Genomic DNA, 16,971 nt, shown 5'->3' with positions numbered 1-16,971 from the left:
TCAATGTCGAATATTTCCCGGCACACGGTTCGAAGGTACCTCGTCGAGACAGCCAGTAGCGAACCGACATACCTCCGGGCTCGCGAGATTGCCAGCGACCTCGACGGATCTCCCAAGGCAGTCGCGCAGTACCTCAGCCAGCTCCAGGACGAACTCACAATCGTTTCACTCGAACAGTGGGGGCGCTCGAAAAGCACGACGTGGCGATTGGAGGTGAACGGGTCGTGAGTACTGTCACCCGCCGCGTCGAGACTGTCCTTCCGGAGACCGGCTCACGCGAGTGGTGGGCGCTGTACCTGCTGGCCCCGCTCGTCCTTCTCGGTGGGGGCATCCTCGTGTTTCCGACGTTGGTCTACGACCGGTTCATCTGGCAGTATCTCTGGGGACCAGTCGTCGCCGATGCGGCCGGTCAGCCAGTCACGCACGAGGGGATTCGTGCTGTCCAGGGCTACAACGCGGTGAACACGGTAATCTACCTCGCGGCAGTCGTATACAGCCTCCCCGGACTACGTGCGTATCTCGACCAACTCGACGTCACGTTCGACGCACGACTGGCCTACGGGTTCGCTCCGATCATCATCGCAGGTGGGGCGATGCGCGCCCTCGAGGATCTCGGGCTGCTCGGGGACTACGCGGTGTGGTTCATCACGCCATCGATTTACATCGTCGTCACCGCTGTCACCATCCTCGCGCTCGGTGTCGGTGCACTCTTGCGTGACCAAAATATCGGATCTATCCCGCTAACAGTCGGGCTCGTCGGGTCGGTGTGGGCTGTCGGGGCCGTCTGGTGGGCTGTTTGGCACGGCCTCTCGACATCGACCCCACTCCGCCTATGGGTTCCTGTCGCGACGACGGGGATAGCGCTCGGCGTAACCGCACTCTACTACTGGGGCACGAGTTTCGCCAATATCACCCACCTTCGACACCCGCTAATTCTGCTGGCCGTTTTCGGCCAGTTGTGGGACGCTGCGCAGAATCTCATCGGTGTGACGTTCCTCGGCTACTCCCCAAAGCTGGTCGTGACGAATCTCGTGTACCAGGCGACTGGATTCTCCGGATCGACGTTCGTGCTGAAACTCGTCGTGACTGTCGGCATCGTGTGGTATCTCGCCGATGCGAAAGAGGAGATGAATCACACGTGGTGGTGGCTTATGACGTTCTTCATCGGAGCGATCGGACTCCCGATGGGCGTTCGTGGGTCACTTCGGATGCTGTTGGGAGCTTAACGATGGCCTCAAAGATTGGCAAAAACCGATGACTCGAACGTCCAAAATTGCGGTAATAGGTGGAGGGATGGCCGGGCTTGCAGCAGCTGCTGGATTCGACGACGCTGGATTCGTCGTCGAACTATATGAGCGGCAGTCCTACGATAGCAAAGGCGTTAATTGCGGAGAAGCGATGACAGCGGTATCGAAGATCCCACTCGAACCGACTGTAGAGAACGGCTTTCTCAACCCGCTGCCAGCGATGGAAGTGGAGGTGTATGACGGAATCGACGCCGATCGCCACCGCACTGGAGCCGGCACCTTTCCTGCTGCGGATACATATATAACGGACCGAAATGTCGTTGAGCAGTCCTGGGCAGAACAACTCTCAGAGAAGGGTGTTGACATCCACGAAAACCAGTCTATCACACGGACAGATTTCCACGAGTTCACCGATGAGTATGATCTCGTCGTTGATGCAACCGGTCAGCCATCACTCTCTAGTAAAGCGCTCGGAACAACCAACGAGTATTCAGGATATATGGTAGCGCTTAACAGTGATGTCGAAGGGGACTTCACCGAGTTGTACCCGAACAGCCGGATAATTCTGGAGAACTATACAGGGTACTCGTGGGCATTCCCGAAGACATCGCAACGAGCCAACGTTGGTATCGGCTGGACGGTCAGTGACGGTAGTGTTCAGATAAGCTGATTCCATGCGAAGCTGAACGATCTGAGCCAATCATCGGCAGTAGCTGCTGCGGCGTTGCTGAAACAGTTTGAGAACGAGGAGGTTCGTCGTTTTATCTCTCGAAAGACACGTTCGACAGCATTCCGATTCCCGTGTTTTTCATATTGGAATCGAAGCCCGTGTCGTTGACAGGCGTCTTTCAGCGTGGGTGCGCCATCAACGAGAAACATGGCATCATCGACGTCATGTTTCTCCCGGAGTTTGGCGAAAAACGAGCGAGCAATCATATTCGTACGCGTCGGTTCAAGCTCTGTATGGAGTAATTCGTTCGTTTCTGGATCGACAGCAGCGTACAGCCAGTACTGCTCGTTATTGAGTCGGATCACGGTTTCGTCAACCGCGACGTGATCCGGACTCCGTCCAGACTCGGGCTGTAGGTCAGCCTTGTGAACCCAGTTATGAACGGTGGAGCGTGCGCGTTCGACACCGAACCTCTCAAGAATTGAGACAGTATTCGAAAGCGAGAGTCCAGCAAGATGGAGCTGAATACTGAGCTTCATCAGTAGCTGCGGTGTCGCTTCTCGTTCAACAAAATCTAAGTCGATCTGGTCTAAACAACCGTTGAGGCGGGTGTTTTTCGGCATGGACACCTGAAAACCACACCGCCTCACCTTTCAATCCTTATCTGAACACTGCCCGTCGCCCCAACTGGCAGACGAGAATTTTTTCTCGACGATGCTCCTTCTATTTCGGTCATGGGCACTACTCGAGTTGCTTTCGTCGACGTTCGAACTCTTCATCGGAGAGTTCACCGCGAGCGTAACGCTCACGAAGAACCGAAAGCGGCCGACTATCACTCCTCTCAGAATCTCTGTTGAGGAGTGAGTAGACGAGATAGAGCGGGACGACGATTAGGAGCCCCATCCAAAGGAAGCTCCAGAGGCCCATTCCACCGCTGAAGACCCCCCAACCGCCGCTACCCATCATACCGCCGCCGTAGCCTCCACCACCGTGAGCCGCTGCGGTGCCCGTTGCTACAATCAACAGCGGAACCGCTAGTATTGCGATTCGACGAGTCGTCCGCCCGAGAGTGTTGGTGTAGTGTGTCATTGTGATCGTTGAGTCAGTAAGTCGAATATCTATCGTGTCAGACGAGGATCCGAACAGGGATCGTTAGCAGCCGTACCCCTGTCCGTTCATCCCCGTCGCGGTGTGATTGTCGTCCGCCATATCTTGGGCCATCTCGTCGACGGTCACGCCCATGTGCGCTTCCATCTCGTCAACGGCATTCGGGCCCATGTAGTCGGTCATGTGACCTTCCATCCAGGCCGCCCAGTCTGCTGCACTACCATCGGCTGGCGTCCCTTCAGCTGCCGTCTCGTTCCCCTGGATCGGTTCGTCACCGTGTGCGCTAACTACCGGGGCGGCAAACGCGAGTCCGACAATCGCGAGCACCACGAGCAGCCATCGTCCGAGGTTTCGGTTGGTCATTGTTTTTCGCCTCAAGTAGTCATACGGTGGGTTCGGAGTTATCTTCGTGGGAGTGAACTCAAACAGGAGAGCGTTCAAGAACGTCTATAACGCCATCTAAACGTTTTCTACTGACGGGATCGTTCATACCTGCCGAATTCGAAAGGATCAGAGGAATGGTGAGAGCAAAGGGGATCCGTCGAGACTGTTCACCTCATTGCGGCGATCCAGACAATAACCACGGTTCAGGCGGCGAGGGAGGCTCGGGTATTGCTGACCACGAACGAGATGGATCAGTTCCCTCGGAACTGGTGATACTGCCTCGTGAGTGCCTGACGATGGTAGAGGATTCCAATTGTCATGAGGAACAGAACGGTCGCAATTTCGTAGCCATACGCACCAAGCAATAACATCGTTGAAGAACCACTCAGTCCGCCTGCAAGTAGTACGGCAAACAACGGGCTAACGCAGGCAGGGCACGCCACAATCCCGACTATTCCTCCGACTGCCGACTGCGAGAAATCAAGCAATGCATCATAGACGAGATACGCCAGCGCGAACAGGCCAACCGCTTGGTAAGGAATGAGCGAGACCGTGATCAGGTCACCTGTATAGACGAAGACCGGACTCCATCCCAAAGATCGACCCCACGTTATTCCGAAGCCGCTTGGTCCAGTGAGCTGCCCGAAATGAGAGGTGCTCGGTCCAAGTAATCCTGAAAAATAAAACATCACGATGAGATATAGAGCAACGACAAGTGCGGCACCAATACGATACACTCGACGTTTCGTTACAGGTCGAGTGTGCCAGATCACCCAGACTGAGGCGGTGAACCAAATAAATGGAAGGACGAAATGGGTCCACCGGCTCCCCATATCTCCTGTGAAATATGCGTACACCAACCCGGCGATCAACTGTGCGGCGAGGAGGAGATTGAGCCACGTGCTTGACTTGAGAACCCGGCTAATGCGATCAGTTTCGAGTGTTGCTTGTGACATGATGGGTAGTGTTAGTATGAATTTCTACGTCTGTTAGTTCTGCAGGTCATCACTCGGATACACGCGGTAGGTTCGACCCTGTCGTTCCCGATACAGCAGCCCGCGCTCCTCGAGTGAACTCACGGTCTGGCTCACTTTACTCTTTGAGAACTCAGATCGATCCCGAAGTTCGATCTGCGTGATTCCAGGCGAGTTCAGGACGGGTTCAAGGACGCGTCGTTCATCATCCGGTAAGAGATCGAGAACGCGCGCTTGCGGATCCGATTCAGGATTGATAGGCGTCGCCGGCGAGGCGTCATCGTCTATCGATGTAGGCGTTGCCTCCGATACCTGATCGGGGTCGATGTGATCCGCTGAGTCGGTTGTCGAATCGATGAGATTCCCTCGAACCACGTAATAGATGCCACCGATACTGCCTGCGACCAGAAGGGTTCCAACCACGTACCAGAGAGGATCTGGACCGTGAATCGCCCCCATAGACGAGTCCATCATCGGCCCCATCGACTGCTCGATAGCGCGACGCTGTTGATAGGCCCGCCAACTGAGTAGTCCGCCAGCCAAGAGGACGAACCCAAGGAGCACACCAACGACGGTATCCGCTGGACGTTGGTTCATATGACATCCCCTTGTTTCGATATCTGACTGCTCATACAATCAATTTTGGCGCGACAGGTGTGACAATTGCGGATTGAAGGTGCGATGATGAAGTGCTTCACAGCGGATGAACCACAGTACATCTATCAGTGATCGTGATCGTGGTTTGTTATCTGCGGGCTTTGATCAGCAAATTCCGTGGGCTCTTCCTCGAATGCCCGCTTACAGGTCTTCGAGCAAAAATAGTACGTCATCCCATCATTGGACGCACTCGGCCCCTCATCGTCGGTCCGCATGCCACACACCGGATCACGATACTGACCTGGTGCGCCGATTCCACGTCGGTAGACATACAGGAGGAACCCGGAGAGCGCGAAGGCGATAATATTGAGGTAGAACGTGTAGTTGAGCTCGAAGTACGTCTGTTCGGTCGCCGTCTCGCCACCGGCCAGATCTGGTACGATGCCGAGGGCGTCGAACAGCAACTCCATGAGGAAGCCAGTGAACGCCATCGTCACGAAGAAGACGCCAAGGATGTACAGCATGATCTTCCAGCCGTAGTACTTCCGGTAGACGTTCAGCACGGGCACGGTGATGAGGTCGGCGTAGACGAACGCGATGATCCCGGCGAAGCTGACGCCACCGCCCCACAGCGCGACGGCGAACGGGACGTTGCCCATACTGCCGACGAAACTGAGGACGGCGATGATGACGCCCATGACGGCGTTCTCGGCAGTCACGAGCAGGCCGTCGCCCTGAATGAACAGCGTGTTCCACACCCACTGCGGGACGAAGACGATGACGAACCCAGAAATAAGGAAGCCGGCGACGATGTCTTTCCAGATCATCGACCACTCCTTGCGGTACTGATTCCCGACCTTGTACCAGCCACCCCACGACAGCAACTCGTCACGCCACCCGCCGCTACTCGACGTCTCCTGGCGATAGGTCTCCATACAGCCCTCCGAGCAGAATTTGAGCGTCTCACCGCCGTCGGTCGTGAGCGTGTACTCGTCTTTCCCCTCCATCCCGCAGGTGGGATCTTCCGTGACGCCCGCCTGGCGGTCGCGCTCGTTGAGCTTCTCGCGGACTTCGTTAAACAGGTTTTCGGGAAGCGTAAGGTGGACGATGGCGGCCATGACGGCGATGAGAATCAGGCCGCCGAGCAGTTCCGCGACGAGGAACTCCCAGCCAAGCAGGATGAGAATCATCAGCCCTAGTTCGACGATGAGGTTCGTCGACGCGAACATGAACGCGAGGAAGTTCACCGCGTGCGCCCCCTTCTTGAACAGGCCCTTCCCGATGGCGACGGCGCCGAAACTACAGCCACTGCTTGCTGCTCCGAACACAGTCGCCTTGGTAAGTCCAGTTAGATCGCCCTCACCCAGCACCTGTGCCATCCGCTCCTTCGAGACGTAGACCTGGACCAGACTCGTAATCGTGAGGCCCATGATGATCGCCCACGCCGCCGTCCAGAGAAATCCGACACCGATACGAAGGGATTCAAGAACTCCGTCGATTATCGTCGCCTGCATAGGTGTATCATTGTAGGGATCATCTATTGCGGTTTTGATTAGAATATACTGCCTATGAGGGTATCAGTACTATGGCATCGTAACCGTCGGCCATAGATGATCTATCGTGAAGAGGGGAAAACATTGCAAACCTCCACAAGCTCCACGGAATCCGACTTCAGATTCAAAAGGGGAATCTGATTAAATCACGCCGACGTATTAGAGGCTAATGGGACCAGTAGAGACCGATGATATCCCAAATGAGGGGAACACCACCTGGAAGAACAGCCTTCGCCGGCCTGCTCGGTTGTCCAGTACGGTAACTGTCACATCCACTTCCTAATTTACGATGGCTGTCGATCTGGCAATCCATGATGCACTCGTTCTCACAGCCGACGAGCGGAACCGCCTGTACGAGCGCGGCACAGTATGCATCACCGATGGCTGTATCGAAGAAGTCCGACCATCACGTGCAGGAGACGGAGAATTAGAAGCGTCCACCGTTATCGACGGGAACGGGAAACTGGTGATGCCGGGGTTGGTGAACGCCCACACGCACTTGGAGATGACACCGCTCATCGGTGCGTTTAGCGAACTCGAGCTGACGGAGATGCTTGGGAGTGGGACGGCCTTGTTTAACAGATTAGGGAACGGCGAATTCGAGTACCTCGTCGAGGCAGGCGTCGAGCTCGCAGCGCTCAATTTCCTCTTGGGCGGTGTCACGACCGTGAACTCGATGGACGCACGGCCTGCCGCAGGTGCAGAGGCGTTCGGGGAAGCAGGGCTCCGCGGATTTTTCGGCCCGGCGATCTCGGACCTCTTCTGGGACCAACCAGTCGATCAGCAGTTCTCCCGTGCTCGCGAGTTCGTCGAAACGTACCACGACACGTACGAGGGCCGAATCAGGGCGACGATCTGCCCGCACGACGACTGGTCGTGTACCAGGCAGCTGTGGGAACGGACCGCGTCCCTCGCCGCAGAGTACCCGGACCTGCTCGTCCACACGCACTTGCTCGAACTCGAGGAGAGTAACACGATGGCACGAGCGAACGGTGGCGAGGACTCGGTGGGATTGCTCGACGACGTTGGACTCCTGGACGACCGACTGGTCGCTGCTCACTTCCGCCTCGCCGACGAAGAGGACATCCAGCGAACCGCCGAGGCGGACGCGGCTGTTGCGCACTGCCCGTCCGTCTTCTGTTACTGGAATCCGGACGGGGAGACGCAGTGGACGCCCGTTCCCGAGCTTCGAGCCGCCGGCGTCGACGTCGGAGTAGGGATTGACGACCACTACTGGCACGACTCGTACAGCATGTTCGGTGAAGCGCGGCAAGCTCGGCTGGCGGCAAATCTCAAGCGTTCAGCCGGGCAGTTCGACTCGATGGAACTGATACGAATGCTCACTATTGAAGGCGCACGCGCGCTGGGGATGGGCGACGAGATCGGCAGTATTGAAGCGGGAAAGCGCGCGGATATTATCCTCCTCGACGTCGACAAACCGAAGTTCACGCCACGGACCAATATTCCTGCACAGGTCGTGAACAACGCGGTGCCGGCCGACGTCGAGACAGTGATCGTTGACGGCGACGTCGTCCTCCGGAATGGTGTGCCCGAGACAATGGACTCGGACGACGTGCGACAGCGAGTAAATCAGGCTGTCGAACGCTTCATGGACGAGACAGGCTGGGAGTTAGACATTGGTGGTAGTGAACCGCCGACCAGCATCGAGACTGTACGGGACCTCCCAAAGCGTGGCCCTGCGCGACTCCTGACTCGCCTCGCGATGCAATCCGCGCGTGATCGGTTCTCCTTCTAAGACCCTGCCAGCGTAGGGGTGGTTCCCCCTCAGGAATTTCTGTGGGCGCGAACGAACGCACGTCGCAGGACGGTCAGAAGAACGTACGTCTCGTACTTCTGGGTCTGGCAGTGCTCGCAGGGCTGCATATCCTCGACGATCTCCTCAATAGCGTCGTCGTACTCGTCGGTGAGCGTAGTGAGCGCGTCCGTGATCTGGGGCTGGGCAGCGTCGATCATCTCCTCGACGGCGGCGTCGGCCGAATCTGGTAGTGAGTACGAGAGGACGATCGTGTTCGCGTGGTAGTACTTCGTCGTCCCACCACGCCCCTCCTCGAAGCGAACGACGTCGACGAGGCCCGCATCCCGGAGCTCGTTGATGTGATGGCGGACCGTGTTCTCCGTCCGGTCGATGCCGCGATCGTCGAGGCGTTCGTGGACCTCGGTCGCAGTTAGGGCTTCCTCGGACAGAATGTCGAGGACCATCGCCCGCATCGGCTCGTCGATGGCGTCCGAAATCCGAGTGTCTCGCACCGCGATGTCGTCGAGACGGTGGTCGGTATCGGAATCACTCATACGAGAACTGAGCGCGAGCACCGTCGAACGCGCCCTGTCGAACGTCGACGGCGTCCAGCACGTCGAAGTCCACTACGCGACCGGCCGCGTCGAGATCGAGTACGACGACAGCGTCACTGACCCCGACGCCTTCGCAGAGACCATCGAAAACCAGGGGTACACTCCCCAGCCCGCCTAACACTATGAACAAACAATCGATCACGCAGTACTACCGGAACCACCGGAAGGCCATCGTCACGGCGACGAGCGGCCTGCTGTACGGCGGTGGCTGGAGTCTCGGCTACCTCACGAGTTTCGAGATGGCAAGCGCCGCCATCCTCGTCCTCGCGACGGTCGTGGGTGGCTACGACATCGCCAAGACCGCTTACCACGAGGTCACCAACCGGACGCTCGGCATCAAGACGCTGGTGACGCTGGCCGCCATCGGTGCTATCGTCATCGGGGAGTACTGGGAAGCCGCCGCCGTCGTCTTCCTGTTCAGCCTTGGCAGCTACCTCGAAGGCCGGACGATGCGGAAGACCCGGACGGCACTTCAGGAGCTACTGGAGATGACGCCCGACACGGCGACCGTCCGTCGCGACGGGACACTCCAAGAGGTCTCCGCCCGCGATGTCGAAGAGGGCGAAGTCGTCGTCGTAAAGCCGGGCGGGAAGATCCCGGTCGACGGAACCGTCGTCGACGGCGAGAGCGCAGTCAACCAGGCGCCGGTCACCGGCGAGAGCGCGCCCGTCCACAAGGCCGACAGCGACGAGGTGTACGCCGGGACGGTCAACCAGGAGGGCGCGCTAGAAATCCGGACGACGGGAGCGGGATCGGATACGACTCTCGAACGGATCATCCGTCGCGTCGAGGAGGCCCAGGAGGCTCAGTCGCCCACGGAGAGTCTCATCGACCGGTTCGCGAAGTACTACACGCCGGCCGTCATTGCCCTGGCTATCGGCGCGTACGCGGTCACGCAGAACGCGATCCTGTCGCTGACGCTGCTGGTCATCGGCTGTCCGGGCGCGCTGGTCATCGGGCCACCGGTCAGCATCGTCTCGGCCATCGGTAACGCCGCCCGGTCGGGCGTGCTGATGAAGGGCGGCGAACACCTCGAACGCGCCGGCAAGATCGATCTCGTCGCCTTCGACAAGACGGGGACGCTCACGAAGGGCGAGACCACCGTCTCCGACATCGAGGGGTTCGGCGTCGCCGCCGCCGACGTCCTCTCGCTCGCAGCGACCGCCGAGAAGAAGAGCGAACACCACCTCGCGGACGCCATCGTCGACATGGCCCGCGAACGCCAGACGGCTGCGACGGACGGTGGAGCGACGGTCGCCCAAGCGGACGATACGGACGTGGGGCGCAGGTCGGTCCCCGATCCCGACGACTTCGACGTGGTCGCCGGCAAGGGCGTCATCGCCCATGCCGATGGCCAGGAAGTCGTCGTCGGCAACCGCGCGCTGCTGGACGACCGCGACGTCGATGTCCCCGATCGGGTCGCCGACTACGTCCGCGAGCGTGAGGGGCGCGGCGAGACAGTCGTCCACGTCGTTCGGGACGGGGACATCATCGGCGCGATTGCGATGCGGGACGAGCTCCGGGAGGCCGCTCCTGGGGTCGTCGCGGCGCTCCAAGACGCTGGCATCGAGACGGTGATGCTCACCGGCGACAACGATCGGACGGCCGCTGCCGTTGCCGAGGAGGTCGGTATCGACGAGTACCGTGCCGAACTCCTCCCCGAGGACAAGCAGTCCGTCATCGAGGGCTACCAGGCCGACGGCCACGTCGTCGCGATGGTCGGCGACGGCATCAACGACGCGCCATCGCTGGCCACTGCCGATGTCGGCATCGCGATGGGTGCTGCGGGAACGGACACCGCTATCGAAACGGCTGACATGGCGTTGATGGCCGACGACCTCGAACGCATCCCGTACGCGGTCAAACTCAGCAAGGCGACGCGCTGGAACGTCCTCGAGAACGTCGGGATCGCGGTGCTGACCGTGACCGTCCTCCTCGCGGGCGTGCTCACCAGCTACGTCACCCTCGCGTCGGGAATGCTGGTCCACGAGGCCAGCGTCCTCCTCGTCATCCTCAACGGGATGCGACTGCTCCGCTACTGACCACGAGACACGATCACAACCACAACTCATGACATCGAATTCGACTGCGACTGACACGACCCAGACGAGAACCAATTGGCAGGTCGACTACGACGTCGAGCCGATCGAAATCCGCGACCCCGTCGCGGAGGCCCTCGACGTCCTCGAACCGGGCGAGCCGTTCGTCATCGCTTATAGAGACGCGGTGAAAGAGGCAGGACACTCCTGTCCGACTGCCTCGGGCGCCTACCGGATCGTCCAGCTCGGGCTCGACGCCCTGTATCCCGACGACTATCCAGTCCGGAGCGAAATCGAGGTCCAGACGGCCGGCCCGCAGGAGGATGCTGCGTACGGCGTGATGAGCCGTATCATCTCGTACGTGACTGGCGCGACCGGCGATGACGGATTCAGCGGGCTCGCCGGCGGCTATGGCGGCCGCCGCGACCTCCTGTGCTTCGACGGGTTCGACCCGGACACGGCGGACCCGACGTTCCGGTTCCGGCGAACCGACACGGACGAGACCGTCGAAGTGGCCTACCACGTCAGCGACGTTCCTAGCGGTGGACCCGCAATCGGGAACCTCCAGAGGATTCTCGACGGATCGGCAAGCGACCAGCAACGGGAGGCCTTCGCTGACGCTTGGCACCGCCGCGTGCAGGCTGTTCTCAGAGACGCCACCCTATTCTCCGTCGAAGGGGTATGAACGCGGCGGTGTACCCCTCACACTCGTAATGAGAGTTACCGCGATATACTGTTGGGCTCCTTGGGTACCTTGGTAGCGCCATCACCTAACTCGCCGACATCGATATGAGAGTACCCCACGCAAACCATCCCCTCAGAGTTGTCCAAGTATCGAGCTACAACCGCCAACCCAAATACTCAAACAAGAATCTCGCCCATCCCGCGTCAACTGCCATATGGAGCAAGGTAATCGTGTTTCCAATGGTCGATATCGATCTCCACAGCCTCTGAAGTCGTTGGAGAACCGACCGTGACCCATCAGTCATAATCTGCGGCAACGTCTACGGACACATCTATGCCGTTGTATGAGTCGTCGGAGCGCCCTGTCGGTGCCGTCGATATTGACGGGGTACAAGAGGTCAACTATGATTTATTTCCAGTTCATTTCGAACTGATTCGAAGGCACGCATCAAATCTATCCTCCGAGGTTGTGGGGTTTGCAGAAGTTCGGAGGGTACGCCTGTACAAAGAGGCGGGTAACTAACACTAGTCTGGCTGTGAATGGTGTTCTATCTGCTGATTCCAATTCTATTCCGACACACCGTCTAGTTCGAAAATTGACTACGTGGGTGTCAGTTCTCTCTGGCAAATTCGTCTTTCAAGTAAAGGACTGTAAGGCCAGTTATTGCCTTGATCTCATTTGACTTCAGATACATATCTCCTTTATCTCCTGTCACCACTTTCGAGACCACTCCTCTCGTCTTCAAATCCAACGCATCGGTGAGAATTCCCGCATCGGGACCGTATTCACTATCGTCGCCATAAATTAATCTCTGAAGCTGGTTTTCCACGTGCTGGTTCTTGTTCCAACGTTGATGGAATTTCACCCGCTGCGCCAGATCCCTCTTACGCTTACTCGCGGTCGTTGTTATCCGATTTACCAGCTCATCGATGACCTTTCGAGCATCTTTCGCATCGCAGTCGGCATCTAAAGTGCGAGTTGATTCCCATCGTGACCAAAAGCTCCCTCAATGAAAGTTTGTGCACGATCCCGCGCGCGGTATTTATCACCATACTGATTCATGCAGTAATCGGTCAGAGCCTGCGTTTGGCAGATGCCGATTTCGAATGTGGTTGACATTCCAGGTAGTACAATAAATTGTAACCTAATAAAAGTTATCGCTCATCTAACTATTATCAACTGGATATTAATTGACAAAATATAAGTTAAAATAGGCCCAACTGCCGCCATGAGATTCCGATACGCAATAATTTGCTTTTTGATTGTCACATCTGGATGCACAAGTTTCACCGATCAGAATACTAGTGCGACGGATACAGTAACAGACACCACGGAACCAGCCACAACAGAGTCGATTAAGGTTTTTTTCAAAGTCAATATTCAGACCGAAGACAGAGTGAATATCCGTGTCAAAGAACTAGAAAGCCAAGATTTAGTGCTTAATAAAACATATACGTCAAAGAAGAGGGTAGATATTGGCAAATCTTTAGAAGCGGCCACTGACTATCGAATTATCATTCGTACTAACGGGACTGTCCAGTGGAACAAATCAGTCCAAGACTATGAGGGGTACGAACTCCGTGTCGAAGAGAATGGGACAGTGACTGTCGTTAATTTCTTTGAAAGCTAATCACTCTTGCATAGAAGATTGTTGATATAGAGTATCTTGTGATTTTGTGCTGGTCAGAGCGAATTAGAATCTGGTAATCCAGCCATTCAGAAGACATACCTTTCAACGACTATAGTAGCGTTTGTAACTGTTTGCACATCGGATCACACCCAGTCGGGCGATCCAATGTGCAATAACTCACAAAGGCTACTATAGCTGTTCCAAACGAGAGACCTTGCTAAAATCTTCTTCTTCAGATAGATTTTCTTTTGAAACAGCCGATCGCTGAAGAGTGCCTATCGCCCGCTCGGAGAAGGCTTCGTCGGGAGGATCTCCGTTCGAAGTCGCTCTCGATCCGCGTCGTCCAATCGGTCGACGTCGAGTCGGTTGAGATTGCTGAGTATACGATGCATCCGGTAGCCCTGTTTGAACTCTTGCTCCATCGGAAGCGCCTCATCGCTCGCCGGCACGGAAAGACCCACCATCGAGACTGGCGTCGGGCTTGCAGGAGATCGCAGTCTTAACCAACGAACCTCGACGGTACTCGCAGGCGGTTGGTTAATCGATGCCCAGCACTGGCCTTACTCGAGATTGGGGCCGTAGCGAGCCAAGCCACACAGCCGGCACTCCCAGATCGGTTGTCCCATCCACGCCTCATCGGGGACCGACTCGTGGGTCTTGAACCGATGGTCGGTCGCCCGTCCACAGGTTTTACAGTCGAGTTCCTGAGTTGTCGGTACCGACGACACTTGGCGATCAGCCGCAGCTTCGCCAGTAGATTCGGTCAGCGCCATCGCTGGAACCAGCCACACCGCATCGTCGGCGTCGTCGAGGAACGTGTCGAGACGCGACGCGTCGCGGATGCCGTCCCCACGCTGGTCATAGAGCCGCGTCGGGGCCTGCTCCTGACGCTCCGACGCTTCCTGCCCGTGCCACCCAGTCCGGTCACGGGCGGCACTGAGAAGCCGCTCTCCCTCTTCTGACGACACCTGTTGCACCGGCAGGCTCCGTACACGCTAGCCGCGGCGATGGCCTCGATGGATCTGCCACGAAGCAGATCCTCGTTCTGGGCGCTCCGGAAGAGCTGACACGCCTGGTCGCGGACCGAATCGGAGAGTTCGAGGGCGCTCGCCAACCGACGTACTTCGCCCAGCCCGTGTGCGAGATTCCGTTCCGCTTTCGACCGCCAGCGCCCACGGGTCTGTTCGCGCCGCATCCGGGCCAGCCGCCGGCGTTTCTGACCAGAGAGTTCGTTCCCGTGTGCATCAGTTCCGCGACCGATCTCGGTCGAGAGGCCTCGATCGTGACGGGCCGCAGTCAGGGGTGCACCTGTTCGCTCGCGTTTGTCCTCATCGTACGATCGCCACTCTGGCCCGTGATCGATACGTTGTTCCTCGATAACGAGTCCACAGTCCTCACAGACCGTTTCCTTGACGTTTGTAGTGACGTGTCCGTGGCACTCGGGACACTGGTTCGCGCTCGAGTCCGTCTGGATGTCCTCGTCGAATCCAGTCTCATAGATGTCTCTGATTGCCATCGTTCTCACCGTGTTTCGGGAACTCGCCAGTACAGCGAGCCCCTCGCCCCTTGTAGGGGTCAATAAACCCTATTAAACGGAACGACCCAACGCTAATCAACAGGCCTTCAGATGATGTTCTATGGAAGAACTAGAATATCGTGGGGAATGGTGGCTTGCTGACGAAGATGAAGAGGATCGGGTTGCAGGCATTCTGGAGTTTGATCCAGATGAAGGAGGGAATCTGGAACTCATCGGCTCATTCGGAGACTTCGGGGGCGGCACATTTGGTGAGTACGATCTGATCAAGGGACACACGACCGACGGAAAGATCGTCACACTACAGGACTGCTACGTCAATCAGGGTGGACTGTCAGGAACGATGCAGAGCCAGTCGGTGAGCGTTCAGAAGGTCTTCACGGGGGTCCAATTCAGTGACGGCGACCTCAAATTAGACAAGATGTGTCTCTCGTTTCCGCTTTTGGAGATGTGGACCGCGACTAACATCATCGGCGTACCAGAAGGTCAGATGAGTGGTGCAGAGATTGGTGAATTCGACGAAGTAGAGGCTGAGTTGGAGAACGCGAATATCCGACTCAATATCACACCCTCTCAAATGATGAACCGATACGAGGGGATGGACATCACTCAACAGGCGTATTTTTGCATCGAACCTGACGAACCACTCACCGTTTCTGAGTTCATAGATGACTACATTCGTCACCTACAGCATTTCGTCTGTCTCGCAATCGGGGAGCCTGTGAATCCTACCGATGTGAAAGGATACTTCGATCATGACGGCGAAACCGAGCGCATTCAAATTTCCTATCAGGTTTCACACCTACCGGAGGTCCCCAACAAGAAACATCCTCACAAGCTCCAGTTCAACTTACGGGACATCGATTTTGAAGAGGCAATCCAGAATTGGTTTGAGGACGCTGAGGGTGCAGAGATGACTCACAATCTGTACTTCGGCACTCAGTACAACAAGACGATGTTCGAGGAGAACAAATTTCTCTCACTCGTCATCGCGCTGGAGTCCTACCAGAGCTACCTGTTCCCTGACCACCGGCTGATGGAAGAGGATGAATATTCCGAACTCCACGACGATATTCTGGATACAATTCCCGACGATGCCGAGGCGAAAGGACGGATAGACGATCTACTCGGAAGCATCGGGAACAAGGGTTCGCTCGGTGACCAACTGGAAATGGTGTTCTACGAATACGAGGAAATTCTGGAAGACCTCTTCGAGATGGATGATGTTATCCAAGACGCGAAGAACGGACGGCACACCATAGCTCACGGACTTGAACGGGAATACGACGTTAGCGAACTGGGAGATACTGCCCGACTTCTTCAGGTCGTAATTGAGGCGATCTTCCTGAGCGCAGCCGGTCTTGGTGACGAGTTCGTCAAGGAGAAACTGACGGAAAACCGGAAATACATTCTGAACCAGTAGCTTCACCTGAATGATGTTCACCACCCAGCACCACGTAGTCGTAATTAAATTCGTCATATGAGGATCTACTATTGTTGTCCGTTGAGGGAAAGTTCGAGCGTACCTGTAGTGCGGAACTAGCGTTGGGGGAAGGTTCCACCGTCTAGAGCTGACTTCGGGGTCTTAGGGACGACTCAACGACTATCGAATACCTTTGGTATATTGGGGATGTCGGATTACTTCTGACCCTCTGATTCGGGACTGTATGCCAGAACTTCAGCATCGATGAGACGAACCGCGTCATCGTAGAATTTCCCCTCCACTGTTCCCTCGAAGTGCTCCAGAATCCCCTCCACTACTGCTTGTTCCTTGCCGACCTGCCGTCCCTCCTGTGGGAGTCGTCGAGCATCGTTACAGTTCGCACAGAACCGAAACCGTTGATACCAGTCTTCGTCACCCCGTTCGTGGTCTTTGACGTAGGAAATGATGACGCCATCACCAGCCTCCATACTCTCCTTGCAGTTGTGGCGACCGTAGTCGACCTTCCCCATCTGTGGGTGCCCCTGACAGTGGACGACACCTCCAGTAGTGTGCTTGACGACATCCCCGATGAATTCCTCCCGATTCATTAGGTTAGAATGTTGCCTTTACACTGCTCTGTTGAATCCGCAGAAGGCGGCGGGATAGCGTCGCTCTGAAGGTAGTAGCGAAGCGGAAGAGTCGAATGTGACTAACCTACTCTTCCGCTTCGTTAAGCAAGCCGCGTCGCTGGCTCAAAA

Annotated in this window: 18 protein-coding genes and 3 pseudogenes; 8 read left to right on the top strand and 13 right to left on the bottom strand. The window is 56.9% G+C overall.

The window, feature by feature from the left end; all coding sequences use genetic code 11:
- The first annotated feature begins 3 nt into the window (after nucleotides 1-3).
- The 3 genes from NO878_RS13095 to NO878_RS13085 all read left to right on the top strand — a co-directional run bounded on the left by NO878_RS13095 (nucleotide 4) and on the right by NO878_RS13085 (nucleotide 1,917).
- The gene (locus tag NO878_RS13095) at nucleotides 4-228 is read left to right on the top strand and encodes a DUF7123 family protein (protein ID WP_004594599.1); all 225 of its coding nucleotides are present in this window, start codon (nucleotides 4-6) and stop codon (nucleotides 226-228) included.
- Complete coding sequence (locus NO878_RS13090; protein ID WP_050050397.1) at nucleotides 225-1,226, top strand: DUF63 family protein; 1,002 nt, start codon at nucleotides 225-227, stop codon at nucleotides 1,224-1,226. Before NO878_RS13095 ends, NO878_RS13090 begins: the two co-directional genes overlap by 4 nt.
- Before the next feature lie 67 nt (nucleotides 1,227-1,293).
- Nucleotides 1,294-1,917, top strand: a complete 624-nt coding sequence (locus tag NO878_RS13085; RefSeq protein ID WP_343218063.1) for an NAD(P)/FAD-dependent oxidoreductase — start codon at nucleotides 1,294-1,296, stop codon at nucleotides 1,915-1,917.
- On the opposite strand, the gene NO878_RS13080 is transcribed toward NO878_RS13085, so the two are convergent.
- The 6 genes from NO878_RS13080 to NO878_RS13055 form a co-directional block, all read right to left on the bottom strand.
- Nucleotides 1,905-2,540 (bottom strand): IS6 family transposase, encoded by a 636-nt coding sequence (locus tag NO878_RS13080; RefSeq protein WP_256406437.1) that lies wholly within the window; start codon nucleotides 2,538-2,540, stop codon nucleotides 1,905-1,907. The genes NO878_RS13085 and NO878_RS13080 overlap by 13 nt on opposite strands.
- 118 nt (nucleotides 2,541-2,658) lie before the next feature.
- Nucleotides 2,659-3,006 carry an SHOCT domain-containing protein gene (locus NO878_RS13075; protein ID WP_049986201.1) on the bottom strand — a complete coding sequence of 116 codons (348 nt, stop codon included), beginning with the start codon at nucleotides 3,004-3,006 and terminating at the stop codon, nucleotides 2,659-2,661.
- A 63-nt stretch (nucleotides 3,007-3,069) separates the two neighbouring features.
- A complete protein-coding gene (locus NO878_RS13070; protein ID WP_004048656.1) occupies nucleotides 3,070-3,387 on the bottom strand; it encodes a hypothetical protein in 318 nt (105 codons plus the stop codon).
- 272 nt (nucleotides 3,388-3,659) lie between these two features.
- Complete coding sequence (locus NO878_RS13065; protein WP_123624180.1) at nucleotides 3,660-4,364, bottom strand: DUF7546 family protein; 705 nt, start codon at nucleotides 4,362-4,364, stop codon at nucleotides 3,660-3,662.
- 33 nt (nucleotides 4,365-4,397) lie between these two features.
- A complete protein-coding gene (locus NO878_RS13060) occupies nucleotides 4,398-4,979 on the bottom strand; it encodes a helix-turn-helix transcriptional regulator (RefSeq protein ID WP_004048657.1) in 582 nt (193 codons plus the stop codon).
- Nucleotides 4,980-5,104: 125 nt separating this feature from the next.
- Nucleotides 5,105-6,493 carry a permease gene (locus tag NO878_RS13055; RefSeq protein WP_049986199.1) on the bottom strand — a complete coding sequence of 463 codons (1,389 nt, stop codon included), beginning with the start codon at nucleotides 6,491-6,493 and terminating at the stop codon, nucleotides 5,105-5,107.
- Nucleotides 6,494-6,821: 328 nt separating this feature from the next.
- Between NO878_RS13055 and NO878_RS13050 the strand changes: the two genes are divergently transcribed.
- A complete protein-coding gene (locus NO878_RS13050; protein ID WP_050051507.1) occupies nucleotides 6,822-8,288 on the top strand; it encodes an amidohydrolase family protein in 1,467 nt (488 codons plus the stop codon).
- Between the two features lie 29 nt (nucleotides 8,289-8,317).
- Here NO878_RS13050 and NO878_RS13045 read toward each other — a convergent pair whose 3' ends face one another.
- Nucleotides 8,318-8,842 carry an ArsR/SmtB family transcription factor gene (locus tag NO878_RS13045; protein WP_004048660.1) on the bottom strand — a complete coding sequence of 175 codons (525 nt, stop codon included), beginning with the start codon at nucleotides 8,840-8,842 and terminating at the stop codon, nucleotides 8,318-8,320.
- Between NO878_RS13045 and NO878_RS13040 the strand changes: the two genes are divergently transcribed.
- Genes NO878_RS13040 through NO878_RS13030 form a run of 3 tightly spaced genes read left to right on the top strand, consistent with a single transcriptional unit; the run spans nucleotide 8,805 to nucleotide 11,626 of the window.
- The gene (locus NO878_RS13040) at nucleotides 8,805-9,020 is read left to right on the top strand and encodes a heavy-metal-associated domain-containing protein (protein ID WP_256406436.1); all 216 of its coding nucleotides are present in this window, start codon (nucleotides 8,805-8,807) and stop codon (nucleotides 9,018-9,020) included. The two genes, NO878_RS13045 and NO878_RS13040, sit on opposite strands and share 38 nt — an antisense overlap.
- 4 nt (nucleotides 9,021-9,024) lie before the next feature.
- On the top strand, nucleotides 9,025-10,944 hold the full coding sequence (locus tag NO878_RS13035) for a heavy metal translocating P-type ATPase (protein ID WP_006186939.1): 1,920 nt from the start codon (nucleotides 9,025-9,027) through the stop codon (nucleotides 10,942-10,944).
- 28 nt (nucleotides 10,945-10,972) lie between these two features.
- Nucleotides 10,973-11,626 carry a hypothetical protein gene (locus NO878_RS13030; protein ID WP_006186940.1) on the top strand — a complete coding sequence of 218 codons (654 nt, stop codon included), beginning with the start codon at nucleotides 10,973-10,975 and terminating at the stop codon, nucleotides 11,624-11,626.
- A gap of 35 nt (nucleotides 11,627-11,661) precedes the next feature.
- Here NO878_RS13030 and NO878_RS13025 read toward each other — a convergent pair.
- The 5 genes and pseudogenes from NO878_RS13025 to NO878_RS13005 form a co-directional block, all read right to left on the bottom strand.
- Nucleotides 11,662-11,939 (bottom strand): annotated as a pseudogene (locus tag NO878_RS13025) (site-specific integrase); the annotation flags it as partial.
- A 297-nt stretch (nucleotides 11,940-12,236) separates the two neighbouring features.
- The gene (locus tag NO878_RS13020) at nucleotides 12,237-12,455 is read right to left on the bottom strand and encodes a hypothetical protein (RefSeq protein ID WP_256406435.1); all 219 of its coding nucleotides are present in this window, start codon (nucleotides 12,453-12,455) and stop codon (nucleotides 12,237-12,239) included.
- A 1,076-nt stretch (nucleotides 12,456-13,531) separates the two neighbouring features.
- Nucleotides 13,532-13,720, bottom strand: a complete 189-nt coding sequence (locus NO878_RS13015) for a DUF8012 family protein (RefSeq protein WP_256406728.1) — start codon at nucleotides 13,718-13,720, stop codon at nucleotides 13,532-13,534.
- A gap of 96 nt (nucleotides 13,721-13,816) precedes the next feature.
- Nucleotides 13,817-14,242, bottom strand: a pseudogene (locus tag NO878_RS13010) (biosurfactant protein 1); the annotation flags it as partial.
- Nucleotides 14,227-14,772, bottom strand: a pseudogene (locus NO878_RS13005) (transcription initiation factor IIB); the annotation flags it as partial. The pseudogenes NO878_RS13010 and NO878_RS13005, both read right to left, overlap by 16 nt.
- A 121-nt stretch (nucleotides 14,773-14,893) precedes the next feature.
- Between NO878_RS13005 and NO878_RS13000 the strand changes: the two are divergent.
- Nucleotides 14,894-16,213 (top strand): ApeA N-terminal domain 1-containing protein, encoded by a 1,320-nt coding sequence (locus tag NO878_RS13000; protein ID WP_256406434.1) that lies wholly within the window; start codon nucleotides 14,894-14,896, stop codon nucleotides 16,211-16,213.
- A 215-nt stretch (nucleotides 16,214-16,428) separates the two neighbouring features.
- On the opposite strand, the gene NO878_RS12995 is transcribed toward NO878_RS13000, so the two are convergent.
- Complete coding sequence (locus tag NO878_RS12995; RefSeq protein ID WP_256406433.1) at nucleotides 16,429-16,821, bottom strand: hypothetical protein; 393 nt, start codon at nucleotides 16,819-16,821, stop codon at nucleotides 16,429-16,431.
- Nucleotides 16,822-16,971: the final 150 nt, after the last annotated feature.

It is taken from the genome of Haloplanus ruber (assembly GCF_024494725.1).
Lineage (GTDB): Archaea > Halobacteriota > Halobacteria > Halobacteriales > Haloferacaceae > Haloplanus > Haloplanus ruber.
This window is presented reverse-complemented; position numbering and strand designations above follow the sequence as displayed.

Excerpts from the sequence above, each read along its gene's own strand:
- NO878_RS13095 (WP_004594599.1), top strand. The coding sequence starts at position 4 with ATGTCGAATATTTCCCGGCACACGGTTCGAAGGTACCTCGTCGAGACA.
- NO878_RS13085 (WP_343218063.1), top strand. The coding sequence starts at position 1,294 with ATGGCCGGGCTTGCAGCAGCTGCTGGATTCGACGACGCTGGATTCGTC.
- NO878_RS13080 (WP_256406437.1), bottom strand. The coding sequence starts at position 2,540 with ATGCCGAAAAACACCCGCCTCAACGGTTGTTTAGACCAGATCGACTTA.
- NO878_RS13075 (WP_049986201.1), bottom strand. The coding sequence starts at position 3,006 with ATGACACACTACACCAACACTCTCGGGCGGACGACTCGTCGAATCGCA.
- NO878_RS13070 (WP_004048656.1), bottom strand. The coding sequence starts at position 3,387 with ATGACCAACCGAAACCTCGGACGATGGCTGCTCGTGGTGCTCGCGATT.
- NO878_RS13065 (WP_123624180.1), bottom strand. The coding sequence starts at position 4,364 with ATGTCACAAGCAACACTCGAAACTGATCGCATTAGCCGGGTTCTCAAG.
- NO878_RS13060 (WP_004048657.1), bottom strand. The coding sequence starts at position 4,979 with ATGAACCAACGTCCAGCGGATACCGTCGTTGGTGTGCTCCTTGGGTTC.
- NO878_RS13055 (WP_049986199.1), bottom strand. The coding sequence starts at position 6,493 with ATGCAGGCGACGATAATCGACGGAGTTCTTGAATCCCTTCGTATCGGT.
- NO878_RS13050 (WP_050051507.1), top strand. The coding sequence starts at position 6,822 with ATGGCTGTCGATCTGGCAATCCATGATGCACTCGTTCTCACAGCCGAC.
- NO878_RS13040 (WP_256406436.1), top strand. The coding sequence starts at position 8,805 with ATGTCGTCGAGACGGTGGTCGGTATCGGAATCACTCATACGAGAACTG.
- NO878_RS13045 (WP_004048660.1), bottom strand. The coding sequence starts at position 8,842 with ATGAGTGATTCCGATACCGACCACCGTCTCGACGACATCGCGGTGCGA.
- NO878_RS13035 (WP_006186939.1), top strand. The coding sequence starts at position 9,025 with ATGAACAAACAATCGATCACGCAGTACTACCGGAACCACCGGAAGGCC.
- NO878_RS13030 (WP_006186940.1), top strand. The coding sequence starts at position 10,973 with ATGACATCGAATTCGACTGCGACTGACACGACCCAGACGAGAACCAAT.
- NO878_RS13015 (WP_256406728.1), bottom strand. The coding sequence starts at position 13,720 with ATGGTGGGTCTTTCCGTGCCGGCGAGCGATGAGGCGCTTCCGATGGAG.
- NO878_RS13000 (WP_256406434.1), top strand. The coding sequence starts at position 14,894 with ATGGAAGAACTAGAATATCGTGGGGAATGGTGGCTTGCTGACGAAGAT.
- NO878_RS12995 (WP_256406433.1), bottom strand. The coding sequence starts at position 16,821 with ATGAATCGGGAGGAATTCATCGGGGATGTCGTCAAGCACACTACTGGA.